This is a genomic window from Spirillospora sp. CA-294931 (assembly GCF_050946795.1).
Classification (GTDB): domain Bacteria; phylum Actinomycetota; class Actinomycetes; order Streptosporangiales; family Streptosporangiaceae; genus Spirillospora.
This window is the reverse complement of record NZ_CP192006.1, coordinates 9017860-9036012: the sequence shown is the minus strand read 5'-3', so window position 1 is coordinate 9036012 and position 18153 is coordinate 9017860. Positions and strand designations below refer to the sequence as shown.

The window sequence follows — 18153 nt, the reverse complement described above, 5'->3', positions numbered from 1 at the left end:
CGTCGGAGGACGGTTCGATGCACGTGGTGGCTACACCGGTTGCTGTAGCGCCTTGAGGCCGTTCGTCGCTGCCCGTAGCAGCGATGCCGAGCCGCTTCCGTCCGCGTAGGTGATTTCGGCGGTCTTGGCGTGTGTGGTGATGAATCCCGTTGCGGCGTGAGTGGCGCATCTAGTAGCGAGGGTGATGACATCGGCGCGCCGTGCCTTTTCTCTGAGTGCGGGATGGCCCACTTTGTCGGAAGAAAGGGCGATCTTGAGGTCGGGGGCCTGCTGTTGCAACGCTCTCGAGGCACGATCAAGAACCGCCTCGTCGAGGGAGTACAGCAGCAGGGAACGCCCGGACAGGTCGCCGAAACCGTCGTCTTCCTCGGCAGGTTCCTCCTGTGGCCAGTCGAGGGGGAGGTCCAGCTCATCGGAAAGTTGTCGGACGAAGGGCAGGATGGAATCGTCCAGACGGCCCTGATAGCGGTGTAGCGGGGTGAGCAATGCGACTGCGAGGCTCAGCCGAGCGTTGTTATCGGGGCAGGCGGCAAGTACCAACCGGTCGGCGAGATCCAGGGCCGGATCGGCGTTCTCCGGGGAGACCCATTGAGGGCAACTGTCTCGCAACTCCTCAAGCAGCGAACGGTAGGCGTCGGCGACTGGACGGGCGCGCAGGAAGATCTCGGTGAGTGCCTGGAGCGTGACCAGGTCGGCGGCCGAGAACTTGTTGAAAGTGAGCGCATAGGTGATGAACTCGCGGACCGTGCCGGGGGCGGTGTCGGCGCTGCCGATCGCTTCGATGATTGCCCCGACGGCCGCCCATGCCCGGTTCCAGGCGGTGTCGTCGAAGGCCGCGAGGGCGTGCGAGAGCTCTTCGTCGGAATCCGGCAGAGGGGGCCAGTCCCTCCATACCTCGTGGCGGAGGGCGTCGAGCGCGGCCCGATGTCCGGGGCCGGGGACGGCCAGACTCTTGAAGAGTTCGCCCCAGGAGTCCGGCTGGGAGGGCTCGCCGAGATCCGGGGTCGATTCCGGAGCGGGAATCGCCGGCGTTGCGCCGGGCTCTGTCTCCTGGGGAACGGGCGAGTGAGGGCTCTGGGATTGCACCAGGGCGGTGGCCTTATGCCACACAATGTCGGGCACCGAGCCCTGGCGGTCGTCCTGACGCAACGCCGCGACCAGGCGGGCAAGCTGTGAAGGATCACCTCGTCCCACTGCCGTCGTGAGCATGACGGTGACGGCTTCGTCGCTGTAGAAGCCGACGTCGGCCTTAATGGGCAGTGGGAGATTGATCTCGCGAAGCCGGTCGCAAGCTCCGGGGATGTCGCCCTGGCTCAACGGCTCGCGCAGCGCCGTGCTGTGCACGGCGTTGAGGACCGCTTCGGTAACGGGCCGCGGCGGATCTTGCCGCATGACTTCGGCAAGGCCGTTCAATGCCAGCAGGTCGTGCCCCAGACCCAGCCGGTCAAACCGCTTGATACGTAGATGAGCGAGGTTGGTGGCGCTGATCCCACCGCGGGCGATGACCTGTTCGAGGGCTGAATTCGAGGACGCCACGCCGCCGGCGGAAAGTGCTGCATCGAACTCAGCGAGCAGTCGGCCGAGTGGCCTGATCACTGTCCAGGATCTGGCCGGCCGACTGGCGGCCGTACTCTGCATCAATTGCAGCGCCGCGCGCAACTTCGGCCGGTAAGGCTGGTGCGAGCTGGTCCGGATGACCAATGTGCTCTGCGGACCGGCGAAGTCGATCACTGCGGCGTCGATGGGGTCATCGGAGTCGAGAGCCTCCGGAATGGTGTCGCCGCCGGTACTGTAAGTGGGGCCCACGAATGCTCTGACCAACTCTCGTGCCTGGGCAAGTTCGGTAGGGGAGCGGGTGATGACGTACATTGCGAAATCGCGGGTGTCCGCGTGGAAGCGGGGCAACACGATCGGGGCGTCCGCCGAACTGCGTAGCGTGTCGACGAACGGCCTGATCGCTTCGCCCCATTCAGCGGCGTCGTTACCGGCCCCGAAGAAGCGTTCGAGCAAAACCTCAACGCGGACGCTCTCGTCGTCCGGCGTGGCCTGGGGAGTGTTCTGGCCGGTCACACCTTGTCCTTCCATCGCGCGGCGAAATCCAGCCGTGCTTGGGCGACGGCCGAATCACCGACGCGGTAGGTCACTGATTCCTCGTTGTCGCCGAGCCCGCTGATGGTGAAATTCATGGACCCGCTGAGCATCCAATCGCGGCCGCAGAGAGTTTTCTCGTGGACTTTGGGATCGAGCGTCAGCCGCAGACGCTGGCTGTGGACGGTGGTGCCGAGCCGGTCGATGAAGGCTTGGTTATGCGGGATGGGCCTGGTCACCACGTGAACGTCCGCCCCCGCCGAGCCGATCAAGCCCAGTATCTGCGACAGCCTGCACGTGGTGGGCGGGTCGTCGCCCAGCAGCGCGTCGAACGCGCCATGCCCGTTGTCGAGCACTTCGACGTCGGTGATCCAGCTTGACACCAGCCAGAGCACCGGCCCGGGATGGATGAGCTCCGACAGCAGGGCGGCGCCGAGGGTGGAGTCTGCCCGCAGTCCCATCCGGCTGCCGGTACGCAGGGTGCGTTCCCGATCCGTCACAGCTCTGCCTCCCGCAGGACCACACGTGCGATGTACTGGTTGCCGGCTCGGGTGACATGCTCGATCTCGCCGTGGACCCGAAGCACGTCACGGTCCACCCGGATCGTCGGGACCTTGGCTAGAGCATCACTCAGGGCGCGGCGGTCACCCGCAGGGCACAACAGGTCGGCGGCCCCGGATTCGGCCATGACCTTCTTGTACTGCTGTTCCCAGCCGGATTCGGTCACCTCGATCCGTGGTAGCCGCTCGTCATGGGCGGCCTCCACCAGCAGCCGGTCGAGGAATGCCCTGGTGCCGGAGTACGGCTGGTAGTGCTGCAGATGGTGGCTGCGTGCCTGCGCACCGCGCGGCCACATCATGCTGAATGCCTGGTCGGCCTTCAGAGGCACGGCACTCACCTGAAGGCGCCCGGAGCCGACCGCGTAAGCGATCACGCGGGCATCGATCTCGATGCCGAGCCGTCTCTCCAGCGCAGCCCAGGAGTCCAGGATCCGCAGGGCGCTCTCGTCAGTCTCCCGGTTGCTTCCAGGGCGCAGCAGCCGGGTCGAGACGGTGGCGACCGCGCCATGGCGTGGGGCTCCGTCGAGTTCGGCCCAGGCGGCCCGCAGATTACCCAGGGCATGGTCGGCTTCGGAGGCCGAGGGCGAGTTGCGTATCCGCTCGACGGCGGCCGCCGCAGTACCTGTGGGTTCGTCGGTCACGATGTGCCGCAAGAGCCGGGTGACGGTCGCGTCGATGTACTCGTAATCGTTTGGCCGCAGGGCACCGGCGACCAGGGACCAGAAACGTGCTGGGGCCGCGGTGTAGGAGCGGACTAGGTGTTCGATCACCCCGAGCCCTCCGATCGAGGTCTCCGACAGCCAGATCGTGTCGGCCGAGCCGGGGCCGGTCCCCGGGACGATGTCGACGATTAGGTCTCTTTCCTGCGCGTCGGGGCAGACCCGTAGCGCGGCGGCGAGCGCGGCGGCGGCGAAGGTGTTGCGGTAGGCGCGGCGGGCCTGCTCCTGGGTGCGGGCGGCCACGTCCGGGGCGGTGAGGAGTTGCCCTGCCCGGTCGAGTGCGCTGATCACCCTGTCGTCGTGGCTGAGTTCGGTCAGGTCGGCGACCAGGCGGGCGGTGGCCTGGCTTTCGGCGGCCTCGTCCTCGCGGTAGAGCACGCCAAGGATCGTCGCGAGATCGTCGCGCCAGGAACCACCGGACAGTGCTATCCGGATCTGCTCAGGGGCGGTGGTGCCGTCCAGTCCGGCGAGGGCGAAGGCGGTGAGATAGACCAGGGCGAGCCAGTCGCGCTTGAAGATGTTAGCCGCCTCGGCGAGGGTCTCGTCCTCGGCCACCGCATGGAAGAATGCCTGGGACCGCCATTGGGGAGAGGCCAAATATTCCCTAATGCGGGAAGTGGTCAGGTCGAGTGGGCCCAGCCCGATACGGACTGCGTCGACCTGCAGGCTGAATCCCAGGGCGGCGGGCCGACCTTCGAGGGTGTAGCCGATGCGCCTGCGGTCGCTGGAACGCCCGCGTACCACCTCGCAGTCGGCCCCGTGGGTCATCCGGCGGATCTCGATCGGGTTCCCGGTGGCGTGCGTGGCGAAGCCGACGTGCAGGTTCCGCTGCCACGGGGCGGCGCCGGTAACCTCTTGATCATCGGGTGCGGCCTCGTCGGGCACGACGATCTGTGTGCCCCATAGGGGGGTGCCTTGGGAGCGGCTCGCCACCTCCTTGGGAGGTTGGTGAAGCCGCATCCGGAAGGGCCGCAGGACCAGCAGGCCCGCAGGATCGGCGCCGAGCGGGTGCCAGGTCCCCTCTTCTTGGAATCGGGGAATGAGTGCCTGGTCGAGTTCGAGTTGGTCGCTGTGCTCGGGAGCGGGCATCCAGGTGCGGTGCTCGTCGCGCCGGTAGCCGTAGCGTTTGCTTACCCGGCCCGGGACGGCTTCATTGAGTGCTCTGGCGACGGGCAGCCGTTCATCGTCGTTTCCGGTCTCGAACGGCAGGTCGAACTCGACTTCAGGGAGGTTGAGCGCCGCGAACAGCGAACGTGTCACGAACTCGGGGAGCAGTTCCCCGGCCACGGCCCCCGGATCGTCGCGCAGCGGCTGCCACGCGCTGCGCAGCCTGCGCAGCGCGGTCGGAACCACGGCAAGTAGCAGCGAACGAGGCTGGTCCCACAGCAGAGCCTGGGCCTCGTCGGCGCTGACCTGCAGGGCCGCCTGAAGATGGCGAGCCAGCCTGTCCTGCAGGGCGCTGTCGGACAGGAGCCGCTCCAGCCGGTCAGCGAGCCACTGGCCGGCCTGCACATCCATGGCCGTCAACTGGCCTCTGGGTGCCGTGAGCAGCACGCGGGGATCCTGTCGGGTATGTGCGCGCCGTAGGTCACGGCCGAGCCAGTCCAGCAGCGACTGGGTCGCCTGAATCTTCAGGACGTACCTGTTGTGAATCGGGAGGTTTCGCGCGGTGAGTTCGGGCGCGAAAAGCGTCTCATAGCCCTGGTAGCTCAGGCGGTCGCGGCCGAAGTCCGACAGTGTGACGATGGTGAGCGGGCGTGTGCCGCGGCTGCGGCCCGCCCGGCCTCTGCGCTGGATGAAGGAGGCCGGGTTGTGGGGTGCCTTGTGCTGGAGTACCAGGCCGACGCGAGGGTCGTTGAATCCTACCTCCACGGCGGAGGTCACGACGGTCAACTGAGCGTTCGGGTCGACGCCGGTGTCCTGGGAGGAGGTGCGCCCGATCTGCAGAGCCCCGGTCACCAGGTCCGGATCGAGGTGATGCCCGATTCTCTCGGCGAGGTCCCAGGATTGCCCGTCGTCATGGCGTGCCGCCCGCTGGGGCAGGTCCGGGGAGCGCAGTCCCGCCAGCACCTTCCCGCGTCGCCCGCCGGGCCGGATTCCGCCACGTGACTGACCGCCTTCGGCGTCGCGCAGGTCGTCATAGAAGCGGTTGGTGACATCCAGGTCGTCGGTAAACAGGAAACCGGTTGAACCGAACAGGGACGGTTGACGTTGCGGATCCAGCATCCGGCCGAAGAGCATCGCGGTCTGGATTGACGTGGACAGCAGGCTGGCGCCCGAGACCGGATCCCCGCGCAGCGCGATCGCGTACTCTCGGCCCTCCTCCTTCAGGTCGGAGGGGGCCGGTTCGATGTAATCGATCGCGTTGCCGGGCAGGCCGGTGAGTTGGGCGAAGAACGGGCCGGCGTCCTTGAGCGTGGCGCTCAGTCCGACGAAGGTGACGGGTTTGCGTACCGCGTGCCGCCATCGTCGCAGGAGTAGGGCGACCTGGGCGCCCTGCGGACCGGCGTAGGTATGTACCTCGTCGAGCAGGACCAGCGACGGGGAGTGCGATCCCGACCAGCCCAGCAGACGACCCAGACCCGGGCTTGAGCCGTTCCGGTTGAGCATCTCGGTCGTAGTGAACAGCAGATCTGGCGGATTGTCTTGAAGTGATCGGCGGGTCAGCGCGAGGCGGCCCGGCGGAACGACCTTTCTGCAGCCCAGGCAGAGCAGCCGTTCTGAACCGGCCTCCCGGTCGGCCGTGTTCCAGAGCAGTTCACCGTCGGAGCATTGCGGGCAGGTCAGGAACGGGCAGATCACCCCGCCGCTGCGCCGATGCCACCGCCGCGCCGCCGCGGTGCGCCTCGGGTTCGAATCGTCGAGTTCATGCGCGGTCCGCGGGGTGTCGGCGTAGAGGACACCGATGCGCAGAGGGCGTCGGCCATTCCGCTGCAGGGCGGGCTCGATCGCCTGAATGCTGGACAGGGCCTCGCGTAGCTGGTCGCGCAGCAGCTCTGTCCGTGGATACAGGGCCAGTGTGTGAACGCGGGAGTATCCGGGGCGGGCCTGCTCGGCCATGGCGGCCAAGGCGGGCAGGTAGAACGCGAGCGTCTTGCCACTGCCCGTGCCCGCACCGACGATCACGCCCGCCGACCGCCCGCGGGTGAGGGAGCCGAGTACCGCCTGCGTTGCCGCCACCTGGAACCTGGCGAGGCTCCGATCGCCGATCTGTGCGGCGGCCGTGTGTTCGTGAACCGGGCCCCATCGCGGGATCTCCTGGAACGCCGCCAGCGCGTGAGTCGGAGAGATGTCCCGCCGCGGGTATCGGCGCGCGGTGGTGTGCAGCCGGTAGTCGGCGACGAGGCGGTGCCCACGTGTCCACCAGCGGGTCGAGGTGCCGTCGGCGTCGAGATGCCAGGGAAAAAGTTGCCGCAGTTGGGTGGTGAGCCGCAGCGCCTCGGCGAAGCGGGTCCGATACCGCGAGGGCGACGAATCCGGAACGGGATGCAGGAGCGCCATGTCGACCAGCCTGCCCAGGACATCTTCTGGGGTGGCGTTCTGCGGGGCGTCCGGGTGATCCAGGAGAGATTCGAAGATCACCTCCAGAACTTCGTCCCTGGACAGGGCACCGGCAGTGACTCCCCACGCCAGCAGCGGAAGTTCGAGGTCCTCCAGCCGATCCAGCAGGTGACCGGCCAAGCGCGTGTGCAGGCGTGGTGTCACGAGTTCCTCCTGCGCAATTCGATCTCAACGTCCATCGAGTAGCGGCGCAGCAACGCGATCTGTTCGTCGCTCACCTCCCGCAGCACCAAGGGGGCCGTGTTCAGACGGTTTAGCAGGTCGAGCAGGGCCGGGGGCGCGTCTTGGGCTTGCGCCAGTTGGTCTTCCAGGCCCTCGTATTTTGTGACGAACATGACGATGTCGGTGGCCGTGAGGTCGGCGGAGCGAGCGCAGGTCCTGAGGTTGTTGAGGGTAGAACGCGCCGCCCTCTGCTGGGCCCCGTCGAGCATCGCGATCCTGCTCGAAGGGAGCTGCTCCAGCCGCTGCGCCGTCCAGGTTCGCCAGACGTCCAGGATCTCGGCCAGGAGCCCATCGCTCGACTCTTTAATCTTCTGGTGCGCGGCGTTGAAGGCACTGTTGCTCGGGAGCCCGCCCGCGGCCTTGCGAGCGAGTTCCCGGTGTCCGTTGCTTAGCCCCGATAGGTCGATGCGGGCACCGGTCCGCTGTGAGAGGGTGCGGGCCAGGTCGGCTCTGCCGCGCAGTTCGCCGAGCGCGGCGCGGATTGTGTGAACGCGTTCGGCGATGCGTTCGGCTTGCTGGACGTCCTTGCGTCCAAGATCCAGTCGGCGGGCCTCGCCCTGCAATTGCAGGGCCTTGTCGAGTACGGAATTTCCGTCAGCCATCGTTGCTCTTCCCCTCGCTCAACGCGGCCCATTCATTAAGCACCGTCTGCACATCCCTGGCGGCGGCGTCACCGGCAAGGTCGCTTCGGGCGGAAGCGTCGCTCAGCGCGGTGGTCAGCCACTGGTCCGCCTCGGTGAGGAACGCCTCAATGGCGTTAAGCGACGCACCGCGGTCCCGGACGGCCGCATGGACTCGCGCCGCCGTTGCATGGTCGGCATCGGCTGAGGAAGCCTTGTTTAGGTCCCGCTCGAGAGCCGAAACGACCTGCCAGTCGGCCTTGGCAGCTTCGGCGGTGAGCGCCTCCAGGCGGTTCCTCTGCTGGGCTCCGGTGGGGGACAGACCGACCTTGTCCGCTTCCTTCAGCGCCGCTTGAACGGCTTCGACACTGTCTCGCCCGCTGGTTTCTCGTGGCAGGTGCCGGCGGACCCTGCCGAGCGTGGCTACCAACTCGGTGTTCTGCTCGTCGATGCGCTCCTCCCAGGTCGCAAAGCCCATGACCGCACGCTTCACCCACTCGGGAACCTGCTCCGGTGAGCGCCAGGTCCAGTTGGAGGCCGCCTGCCGCAGCAACGGGAGGGCCCGGGCCGCGTCGATCATCTGTACGGCCCCGATTCCTTGCGACAGGCCGAGGCCGGCGCGGAGTCCCTCCACAAGGGTCTTGCGCTGGTTCAGGTGATGCTCCAGCAGTTGGCGCCATTGAGCGGTGCGGATGGTGTGGTCGCCGCGCGTCCAGCCGCGGCCGTCGTGCAGCGCGGCGCTGAGCAAGTCGGCGTCGTCCATGCCGGGCCAGGCCTTCCCCGCGAGCGCCGCGCCGATCAGTGCGGCTCGCAACCCTGCGGTGAGGTCGGCGTCAGAGATCTCAAAGCTCTGCTGGAGCCTGGCTGCCAGATCCGTGGCTTTGGTGTCGGCGAAGCGGGCCAGCCGCCGGATATCTTCGGATCTGGGAGTGCCCGAGCCGTCCCGGGCGAGCAGCAGGCTCTGAAAGAACTGGCTGTTGAGGGTGTTGCGCTTGAGCTTGATGGGGGCGGCGGCCGTCCCGGGCAGGTTTTCGCCGCCCGCCCCCTCGATGGAGACCACGATGGAGTTGTTGGGCCAGGCGCGCGAGGCTTCTGTCTTCCCCATCTCCTTCATGAGTGGCAGCGACCAGTTGTAGCGGCGAAACACCGTCTCGCCGATAAGGGCACGCAGTTCACCTGCGATGGCCTGCTGGAGTGGAAGGTTGCGGGTGGCCCAGTTCTCGATGGCCTCGAGTTTGCGGCGCAGGGCTGGAGAGGGCGTGTTCTCCCCCGCTGGGGGCCTGCCCTTGACGGATGGGGCGGGCTCCGGAGCCGGGGGACGATGCTGGCTGGCCTCATCGGGCAGGGGAGGTAGTCCGAATGCCTCGAGGATGCCCGGATCCAACGCAGCCGGGTCGGCCGGAGCATCACCCCAGAACTCCAGCACCCTGTTGCGGCGCTGGGGGTCGATCTGATCGTAGCTGTTGACCAGCTCCGACACCGCGGAGGTCAATGGCGGATCCTCCGGTCCGAGTGGGAAACGCTCCTTGAAGGCGGCATCGGGGAAGGTGCATGCGCTGATCTCGGCGGCGTCATCGACCAGGACCCGGCGGACGATGTTGCTGAGCACTGTACGGGGGACGAAGGCCCAGGGTTGGTTGGCCGGGGCCACCGAATGGACCATCCGCAGCAGCGCTGGCCGGTTGAAGGGATAGAGGCCATGGCCCTCCTGGCTGTGGCCGAAGGCGTCGTGGCAGGGGGTCCTGACCGGGCATGTCTCGCAGATGTTGGGTACACGGTGTCCGCCGGACCGCTGTAGTTCTTCCTGGCCGGTCCGCGCCGCGTTCAGGTAACGGCCCACGAATGAGGCGATCTGCTCGGCGCCGTCGTCCTGCCGGTCGAAGATCAGGTCGAGGTCGTAGAGGTATCCGGTGGTGGCCGCCGACACCCGGCTCATAACCGTCTCGGGAAGATCGGTGAAGTAGCCGGTGGTCACCGCCATCATCGTGCGCATGTGCGCGTACCGGGTGGTGCCCTCACGAACGGCGGGCTCGGTCAGTGCGTCGAGCAGTTCGCGCTGCACGCCCTGGACCAAGGCGAAATCCTCGACCAGCAGGATGATCTCCTTGCCCTGGCGCGCATACTCCTGCCGTACCTCGAGCATCGCCTGCTGCAGCCGACCAGAGCCCAGGCTGGAAACGTTCTGGATCGCTGTCTCGATGTGCTGGTTGAGCAGGTCGACAGCCGGAGTACGCAGGTGCGGCTTGGACAGGAGTTTGGACAGTAGCGCCTTGGAGACCTCAGCGGCTTTGTCGATCTCCTGCACCTTCAGCGGCAGGTCGTCCACGGTGAAACCGGCGGGACGTTCGGGGGAGCCTGCGTCGCGGTTGTGTAGCAGTTGAGCGGCCAGCAGCGGGATGTACTTGCCGGGCCCCAGCAGATGCTCCTGAATATGGGGGTCCTGGAGGAGCACGGCGAGGCCGCGGGGTCCTGCCAGGATCCGATTCGCACCCGACAGGTCCCGGGGTGAGGTGGCCGCCAGCACCTCGTTCAGCGCATTGATCACTCGCCGGGCCAGCGCGGTCTCGTCCAGTCCGCTGCTGAAGGAGTCGATGTCGGCTCTCAGTTTGCTCAGTGACTCGCTGTCCACTCCTTCCAGCAGCGCATTCACTACTGCTTTGAGGCTGGTCTGCGTTTTCTCCAGGTAGATGACCTGGCGGTCGCCGGACGCGGGAATGTTCTCCCTCACCCACCGGACGAGATGGGACTTTCCCGAGCCGGTGTCGCCGACCACCGGCATCAACAGTGCCCCGGTCGCTGATCGCCGTTCCAGGAAGTCGGCCAGGACGGTGCCCTCGTCGGCCGTGCCGTCCATGGGGATCAGCGAGCGACCCTGAATGCGGGCCCGGCGGATGCGCAGCGGCGTGTGCGTGGCCAGGAACACCGCCGGGGACGGATTGACCGCCTCGGTGTTGATGGTCGCGGAGGCGGTTTCAGGTGCCCAGCACAGGTGGCCGCGGAGGTCAGCCATGAAGATCCTCGAAGATCGTGATGGAACTGCAGGAATGCGGGGAGGACGGTCGGTCGGGATCGTGGATGCTGAGGAAGCGCCTGGCGTCGGCGTCGCGTTTCAGACTCCACCAACCCTCGTCGGCCCCACGTAGCAGGGCGAAGGAGAGCGCGGGCCCAGCCACGGTGTCGCCGGGGGACGCCACTCCGACCGCAGTCGAATAGGCACCGCCGGGCAGCACCGGCAAGGCGGCCCGCAGCCTGTCCAGTACCTCCACGGCGCTCACCGTGTCCGCAGCTCTCCAGAGCGCTTGCGCTACCTGCCTGACGGCCTGTGTGCAGTCGGGCACCAGGTGGCTCGCGTCACCGCTGATCGGTAGCGCCGCCGCCCCCAACCCGAGCGCGGGGGCCCATACCTTGAAGTAGTTCCAGCGGTTGTTGTTCTCAATGGCGTTCCCGACCACCGGGCTGAGAACGTTCAGTTGGAGCCGGGGATAGTTGCCGAGGCCGACGCTTTCCCCTGTGGGGTCCAGCGACAGGAACCAGCACAAGGCTCGGGTCAGGTCACGGGCCTCAACCTGGCTATCGTCGTCTCCCAACCCGGCGTTGAGTTCAGGGGCGAGCACCGCGTCGCGTAGCACGCCGGTGAACGCCCGGTAGTCGGCCACGCCCAGATGGGCGGCGGGGCCGGTGAGCCGCAGGTGCCCCTCTGGTGTCTCCTCCGCCAACCGAAGTCTCTTCAGTGTGTCCACGGCCCACTCGAACATCTTGTGGTCATCCCCGACCAACCCGGGGGGCGTCAGAAGATTCTTGGCGCGGTCGGTGGCGACAGGCCGCTTCTCGGCGGCCAGGAATCGCACCACCGCCCACATCGGAGCAGGCCGCGACGCCGGATCGTTGATCAGTGTCATTAAAGAGACCTCAAGGCGGTTCGGACGGAAATGCTGCTGCTGTGCACGTCGGTGAGGCGCACGCCAGCCTTGCCGGGGTGCTGGAGGTGGCGAGCGTGCACGAAATAGGTGATGTCAGTGCTCCAGAAACGTTCAGCCTCGGTGGTACTCATCTGCTGGCCGCCCAGCACCTGGATGCGGGGGCCGGGGAAGCCCGCAAGGAGGTCCTCCTCGGCGTCGAAGATGAGGGGATGCGGCGCGGTGTTCTGCTGGATGCGGGCGAGGGAGCCCGCGTCGAGACCATCACCACCGACGATGGACATCCCCCTTCGACACAGGTGAGTCACCAGGTCAGCGACGAGGTCTTGATACTCGTCCTCGTCGGCCCAATAGATGCTGAGACTGGTTTGGCCTTGCCCGCGGAAGGAAATCAGTGGGTCACTGGGGACGCCGGGCCAGGCCGCGAGGTCGGGGTCGGGCTGCCACGGTTCGGTGTAGAGGTGGCCGCTGTCAGGCGGTTCTCGGGTGGCACGGCAATGAGGACATCCGCGGCAGGCGGCAGAGGTGGGCAGTGACCCTGCAGGGCGCTGCAGGACGTAATAATCGGCGAGAACGTCGGCGACACATCGGCTGCCCTTGACCGCTTCGCGCAGCCGCTGCAAAGCAGCTCGCTGCGCGTCCAGTATGCCTGACCTGGCCGCGGCGATCTTGTCGGTGAAGTACCGGTGATCATTCGTGCCGCCGTCAAGTAGCCGGACATCGACCCTGACTGGCAGCGTCTCGACATAGTCCTGCAGCCGGACACGCCAGGCGTCGGGTGGTTCCCCGTCAGCCGGTGCAGGGGGTTCGGGCGACCTCAATTCGATCAGCTTGGCCCGGACCATGAGGTTGAGCGTGTGGATGTTCCACTTGCGGTTGGTCTCGTATCCCGTCGCGAGGCTGGCTCGCAGCGATCCGAGATTCAGCTGGTAGATACCGCCGGAATCGGGGCGCAGACGCTGATGGAACATGGCGTTCCACCGCTCCCACGCCGTTTCCGGCCGGAGAATCGCCTGGGCGTTGAGGTCACTCGACAAGCGGAAGTCCCGTGGGGCGGTGGCCATGTAGGCCACCGACGGGTTTCCGTCGCGTCCGCCGCGCCCGACCTCCTGGTAGTAACGGTCCACGGTCTCGGGCAGGCATGCGTGCACCACGGTGCGGACATCGGCGAGGTCGATTCCCAGACCGAAAGCAGAGGTACCGATCACGATGTCGTAGTAAGTCGGCGCCGGTCCCTGCGCGCTGCGACCGGCCCAGCCTTCCATGGCGTTCTGCCGCTCGTCATCGGTCGACCCGCCGGTGACAGCGGTCACCCGCCGCATCCCGAGATCCCGCAGGTGTGCGGCCCATTCCCGGGCGTCCTCGACCCTGGTCACATACAGGATCGACGGTTTGGGCAGAAGGGTCAGTGCCCGCACCACATCCTCCCGCCGGGTCTGCTCATCACCGAACGAGCCGATGTAGTAACTCGGCTCGCCGCGCAACTGCGAGGCCCAGACGACCTCCGCTCCCGAGGGGCCACCGAACAGGAACTCCAAGGTCTCGACCTGCGCACTGGTGAGGGTGGCGCTCATGGCCACCGCGCGCGGTTCCCGGCCTTCGGGTGCCCGCCGCCGCCAGCCGCGCAGTTGGCCGGCCATTGTCTGGAACTCAGGCCGGAACTCGTTGCCCCACTGCTCGACCAGGTGTGCTTCGTCGATGATGAAGTGGCTGAGCAGGCCCGCCTCGGCGGCATCGTCCAGCGGCTTGCGCAGGCTTTTCGCCACCGCCTCCGGCGCGGTGAACACCACCGGCTGGCGTCCGGTACGGATATCGTCCACCAGTTGGCGCTTGACCTCCTCCGGAAGGCTGCCGGTGTAGGCGTAGCGGCCAGTGGGTGAGTTCACGGACTGCCCGTCGACAAGTTCGCGGACACGGCGTTCCATGTCGAGGGCGAGCACGACCGTGGGCACGACCACCACGGCAACGCCGCGGCCTTGTCCGCCGAGCAGCACCGGAGCCAGCGCCACCGGAGTCTTGCCATGCCCAGTTGGAAGGCAGATGATCGTGGTGCTTCCCGCCGGTGCCAGCACCACCGAACGTGCCGCCTGGCGCTGGCCGACCGAGTAGTAACGCTCATAGCCCACCGCGGCGAACCAGAAGGGATCCCCTGGAACGCCCTCAAACCGAAGACGCTGCCTGGAGTCGTGGCCGAGATAGACCTGCTGGAGGTCTGCCTCAGCAGCCTTGGCCGCCGGGCCCTCGGGCACGTCCGGATGCCAGAGACGGGCCGACACAGTGATCGTGCCGGGTGTGAGTTGCCGTGCCTGGCACCCGGCCAGCCACCACTGCTCGATCGTTGGCAGGGCAGGGTCGGCGGGTACTCTCAACGGAGATTCGTTGCCGCGGGCATGGGCCTCCAACAGCACCTGCCTGGTCAGCGTCGCGATGTCGCGCCAACCGGTGCGGCCGTCCTGAATCTGCGCCAGCGCGTCCGACAATCGGCGCAGCGTGCCGCTTTCGTCGTTGGAGCGCTGATGGCCGGGCCAAGCCGCGAAGAGATGCTTGGCCTTGACCCAGTCACTGGCCGACACGGCGTACCACCTCACGCCCGGTGCGGATGATGCACGTGGCGGCGATCACCTTTACCGCCGGCTGGGACAACCCCTCCACCAGCGCGTCGGTCACCGCCGCGTCGGTCAGCAGGCTTTCGGTGTCACCGACCAGATGACCAGCGGCCTGGCGGGCCTGTGCCTGCGCGAGCGTGACCGCGACTCGCTGCCGGGATCGGTCCTGGGCACGGGCGCACCTGCGAGCCAGATCGGTGACGTCGGCCAGATGGGCACGCGCGAGGTGTTCCGCGTCTACGGCGGCGGTGCGGTAGCCGGCCCAGCCTCCGAACACCTCCAGCAAGTGCGACATCCGTTCTGCGTTGTAGTTGTGGTCGCGTCTGTTGTCGTAGGGCCGCTCAAGCCAGCCTGTCACCGACGCGCTTGTGACGGGCGACTGCGTGCCCGTTTCGATCCAAGTCCTGAGTGTGAACGGTGGCAGCAACTGGTCGGCCTGCCGCCGCAGCGCCAGGCTCGCTCCGGCCTGATCGGCGACCAGGCTGAGCGCCCCGGACAGATCTGCCTCGATCAGGTAGTCGAAGCCGAAGAACGCGATCGCCGGCCCGTCATGGGTGGGATCGATCCTGCGGAACGCCGAGGCCTGCCCGCGATCGTCGTGATACACGGCTGCGGCGAGTATGTCGACCAGTGGATTCCCCGGGCGCAGGAGCCGGGTGCCTGGGGCCCGGAAAGCTGCCGAGCGGTTGAAAGCACCCTGCGCCATCTCTTGGGAGACCCGCGATCGGGCATCGAACCAGCGGCGGGGGTCGAGTAGCGGGTGAGACTGCCAGAGGTCGAAGACCTCCCGTTCGCAGCCGGCCACGGTTCGGTCGTGATGGCGGAGTTTGATGCCGCCTTTGTTCGCCACGTAGCCGAACATGGCCGTGCGCATCTCACGCCAGGCGGCCTCCACCTCCAGCAGTGCCTCGGTGAGTTCCCTGGCCTCCTCGGCGGTCTCGTGGACGGCTTCGAGCATGTCCAGCTTGTCGATCTCATCGCGTGCCGCCCCGAGATTGGTCTGCACCGGCGCCGTCATAGCGAGCAGTCCTTCGGGTCCCTGCTCGAGCGCAGCGGTCCACACCTCGACGAGCCCCTCCGAGATCGCGTCCTGCAGAGTGGAGACCGACTCGGTGAAGATCTTGAATCCGTCCGTCAGTAGAACGGCCCAGGCCTGCAGGAACGAGTCCTCCGCGTCAAGGTCTCCGATCAGGTACTGGTGCGCGGGTCCGGCAGGGCCGCCGCTGCCTGGGGCCTGATAACGATCGACACGTCCGAGCCGCTGTTCCAGTTGGTTGGCGGACCACGGCAACCGTACGTGCACGGCGGCATCGGCCGCCTGGAGGTTCAGCCCGTCCTCGGCCGAGTCGTCGGCGACCAATACTGTGCTGCCGGGGTGCTTGCTCGGAGGCACCGACCATGCGGAAATCGCTTTCTCGGCCGCGTCGGCATCCACCCGGCGGGAGTGTTCGTACACGGCCAGCTTCCCGAATCGCTGCCGCATGCGCTCAGTCAGAGCTCCGGCAAGGCGTCCCGGACCGCAGAAGATGACCGCTCGGCGCCTGGACTTGATGGCCGGAAGCATCGTGTCGATCAGATCATCGAGATGTCGTTTCCCGAGGCGGAATCCGCCGGGCAACGTGCGCAATCCCGCCAACGCCGCTCGGTCAGCCTCCAGCACCGTCGGTTCGCGCAGCAGTGCTCGCTCGCGTGCGTCCAGCCCGGCCCAGTCTGCCGCCCTCTGGTCACCTTCGATCCGCCAGGCCAGGGCCGCAGCGAGATCCTCCGGCGATACACCGGCGCGCGAGACAAGGACAGCCAGCACCATCGCGTACGCGGGCGCCTGGCATTCCATTCCCGCGTTGAGGAGGGCGTCCCACACCTGGGACCGCCACCGCGACAGCGCATCTCCCCCCGCGGCGTGGCCGGCATCGTCGAGCACCAGGGTCTGGGGTTCTTGGCGGCCGCGCACCTCGAACAGCGGGAACTGCGGGCCCGGGTCTTCGTGTGCGACGGTGTGGCGTCGATGACGGATGACCCGCCGGTGGAGCCGATAGGCCTCACTGATGTGCGCCCGGAGAGCCCCGGTGCGGATCTTGAGTTCCGCCGGGTCGGCGTCGGGCCGCAACTCGTCGTCCTCGTCCAGGAGTTCGAGGACCTTGACGCTCAGTTCGGCGAACCGGCGGTCGCTCGCGGGCAGCAGCGCACCGATGTCCTCGATCGCCGACGGCAGGAGATAGGTGAAGTCGCTATCGAGGGCGTGGACCTCCCTGGCCAGTTGTGCCCGCAGCCGGTACTTGCGCTCGAACGCCTCGCTGTCGGTCCATCGGTACAACTCGGGATCGAGTAGATGCAGCAGCCCGAGTTGGGTCGTGTGGTGCGACATGACCGGGGTCGCCGACAGCAGCAGCAACCGGGGCGAGGAGTGCACCAGATCCGTCAGCGCCCGATAGGAGGGATCCTCTGGCCCGCTCGCCTGCACCAGCCGGTGCGCCTCGTCGACCACCACCAGATCACTCTTGTGGTAGGCAACCCAACGCTCCGAAGTCTCATGCGCCACGACCTTCACCGTGGCGGACGGGAAGTCGCCGATGAAGAACCTCTCGTGCAATTCCCGAGCCCATTGCCGCCGGAGAACCTCCGGGACCACGACACAGACCGACGCCTCGGGATGATCAAGAAGCGTCTGCCGGATGACAAAGCCTGCTTGGACGCTCTTGCCCAGCCCGACCTCGTCCGCGAGTAGATACCGCTGCACCGGGTCGGACAGGACTGTCAGTGCGGCGTGAACCTGATGCGAGAAGAACTCCACCGCAGAAGAGGACAGGGCCGAGATGTTCGCGCTCGCCGCACGTTGCGCCACCAGGTCACGGAGAAACGGCATCCGGGCTGCATGGAAGTAAGCAGACTCGTTCCCGCCCGCCGTCAGTACAGTGACAGGATCGGCGATCGGCCGATCCCACCGCACCCGAAGTTCGTTCGTCGGGACAGGGCGGTCATAGGCGGCATTGGGGAACCGGACGAAACAGCGATCATCGACCATGGCGGTGACCCGTCCGGCGAGCCAGTCACCCGTGTCCGGATTCTTCCAATAGACCCGTGTCTCAGCAGCGAGAACGACGGCCTGGCAATCGACGAGGGCCACCTGCTCGGAATGGGCAACGGGCGCGGCTACCGATTCGAAGAACTCGACCTGAGCATGTCGGCCCTCGATCGTACCGATTCTTCCGACTCCAGGTGATCCCGCGTACTGGACCAACTGGCCCACGGTGAACCGATCAGGCACCGCTCGAGTCCCCCTTCTGCTCAATCTCGGAGACCCGCACTGAAGGGTTCTCACTCCACTAGTTGATGTTCAGTAAGGCAGTTGAAACCTCACATAGATGACTATCGGCCTCGGGCCCTGCGTGGCAAGCCCCCGCAGACACCCAGACCCCGGGCCTCCCCGACCCCTGGCGTGCCAGATTCCATATATACATCGCGATGCCGACGGAATCGGCGCAAACGGGTGTTGTCTCGCGGGCGGACTCCAGTTGATCAGTCCTTGTGGGCGGCGCTCGCAGTTGAGCTGTTTGCAGAGGGAGACGGCGAGCATCCTCGTGAGATCGGCTTCGGTGATCATCCGATCGCACACCGTGCCGACTAAGGAGCTTGTGTGTTGACGAGGACCTCACCGGCGAATATGCCAAGGTCAGTGCGCCTCAAGTGAGATCTTCTCGCGTGCGGCGCGAGGAGCTCTCACTGTTGGATGCGGCCCTCTCACCAAGCCTGATCGGCATCAGACATCCAGCCGCAAGCAAGGAGAGCCATGGTGAGTACTCCCACAGCCGTCCGCTCTGGCTATGACAGGGCACACGAGCACCCTTCGTGCATTCCCCCAG

8 protein-coding genes are annotated in these 18153 nt (G+C 66.8%); all 8 read right to left on the bottom strand.

Annotated features, from left to right (window positions below; genetic code table 11):
• Positions 1-30 precede the first annotated feature (30 nt).
• Genes dpdD through dpdE form a run of 8 tightly spaced genes read right to left on the bottom strand, consistent with a single transcriptional unit; the run spans position 31 to position 17558 of the window.
• A complete protein-coding gene (gene dpdD, locus ACQPY4_RS40955) occupies positions 31-2070 on the bottom strand; it encodes a protein DpdD (protein WP_433330674.1) in 2040 nt (679 codons plus the stop codon).
• Positions 2067-2588, bottom strand: coding sequence for a phospholipase D-like domain-containing protein DpdK (gene dpdK / locus ACQPY4_RS40950; protein WP_433330672.1), 522 nt, complete (start codon positions 2586-2588; stop codon positions 2067-2069). The genes dpdD and dpdK overlap by 4 nt, the downstream gene beginning before the upstream one ends.
• Positions 2585-7072, bottom strand: coding sequence for a protein DpdJ (gene dpdJ, locus ACQPY4_RS40945; RefSeq protein ID WP_433330670.1), 4488 nt, complete (start codon positions 7070-7072; stop codon positions 2585-2587). The genes dpdK and dpdJ overlap by 4 nt, the downstream gene beginning before the upstream one ends.
• The gene (locus ACQPY4_RS40940) at positions 7069-7752 is read right to left on the bottom strand and encodes a hypothetical protein (protein ID WP_433330668.1); all 684 of its coding nucleotides are present in this window, start codon (positions 7750-7752) and stop codon (positions 7069-7071) included. The genes dpdJ and ACQPY4_RS40940 overlap by 4 nt, the downstream gene beginning before the upstream one ends.
• A complete protein-coding gene (gene dpdH, locus ACQPY4_RS40935; protein ID WP_433330666.1) occupies positions 7745-10780 on the bottom strand; it encodes a protein DpdH in 3036 nt (1011 codons plus the stop codon). The genes ACQPY4_RS40940 and dpdH overlap by 8 nt, the downstream gene beginning before the upstream one ends.
• Positions 10773-11669 carry a protein DpdG gene (gene dpdG, locus ACQPY4_RS40930; RefSeq protein WP_433330664.1) on the bottom strand — a complete coding sequence of 299 codons (897 nt, stop codon included), beginning with the start codon at positions 11667-11669 and terminating at the stop codon, positions 10773-10775. The genes dpdH and dpdG overlap by 8 nt, the downstream gene beginning before the upstream one ends.
• Positions 11669-14260 (bottom strand): protein DpdF, encoded by a 2592-nt coding sequence (gene dpdF, locus ACQPY4_RS40925; protein WP_433330663.1) that lies wholly within the window; start codon positions 14258-14260, stop codon positions 11669-11671. Before dpdF ends, dpdG begins: the two co-directional genes overlap by 1 nt.
• Positions 14247-17558 (bottom strand): protein DpdE, encoded by a 3312-nt coding sequence (gene dpdE, locus ACQPY4_RS40920; protein WP_433330661.1) that lies wholly within the window; start codon positions 17556-17558, stop codon positions 14247-14249. Before dpdE ends, dpdF begins: the two co-directional genes overlap by 14 nt.
• Between the last annotated feature and the right edge of the window lie 595 nt (positions 17559-18153).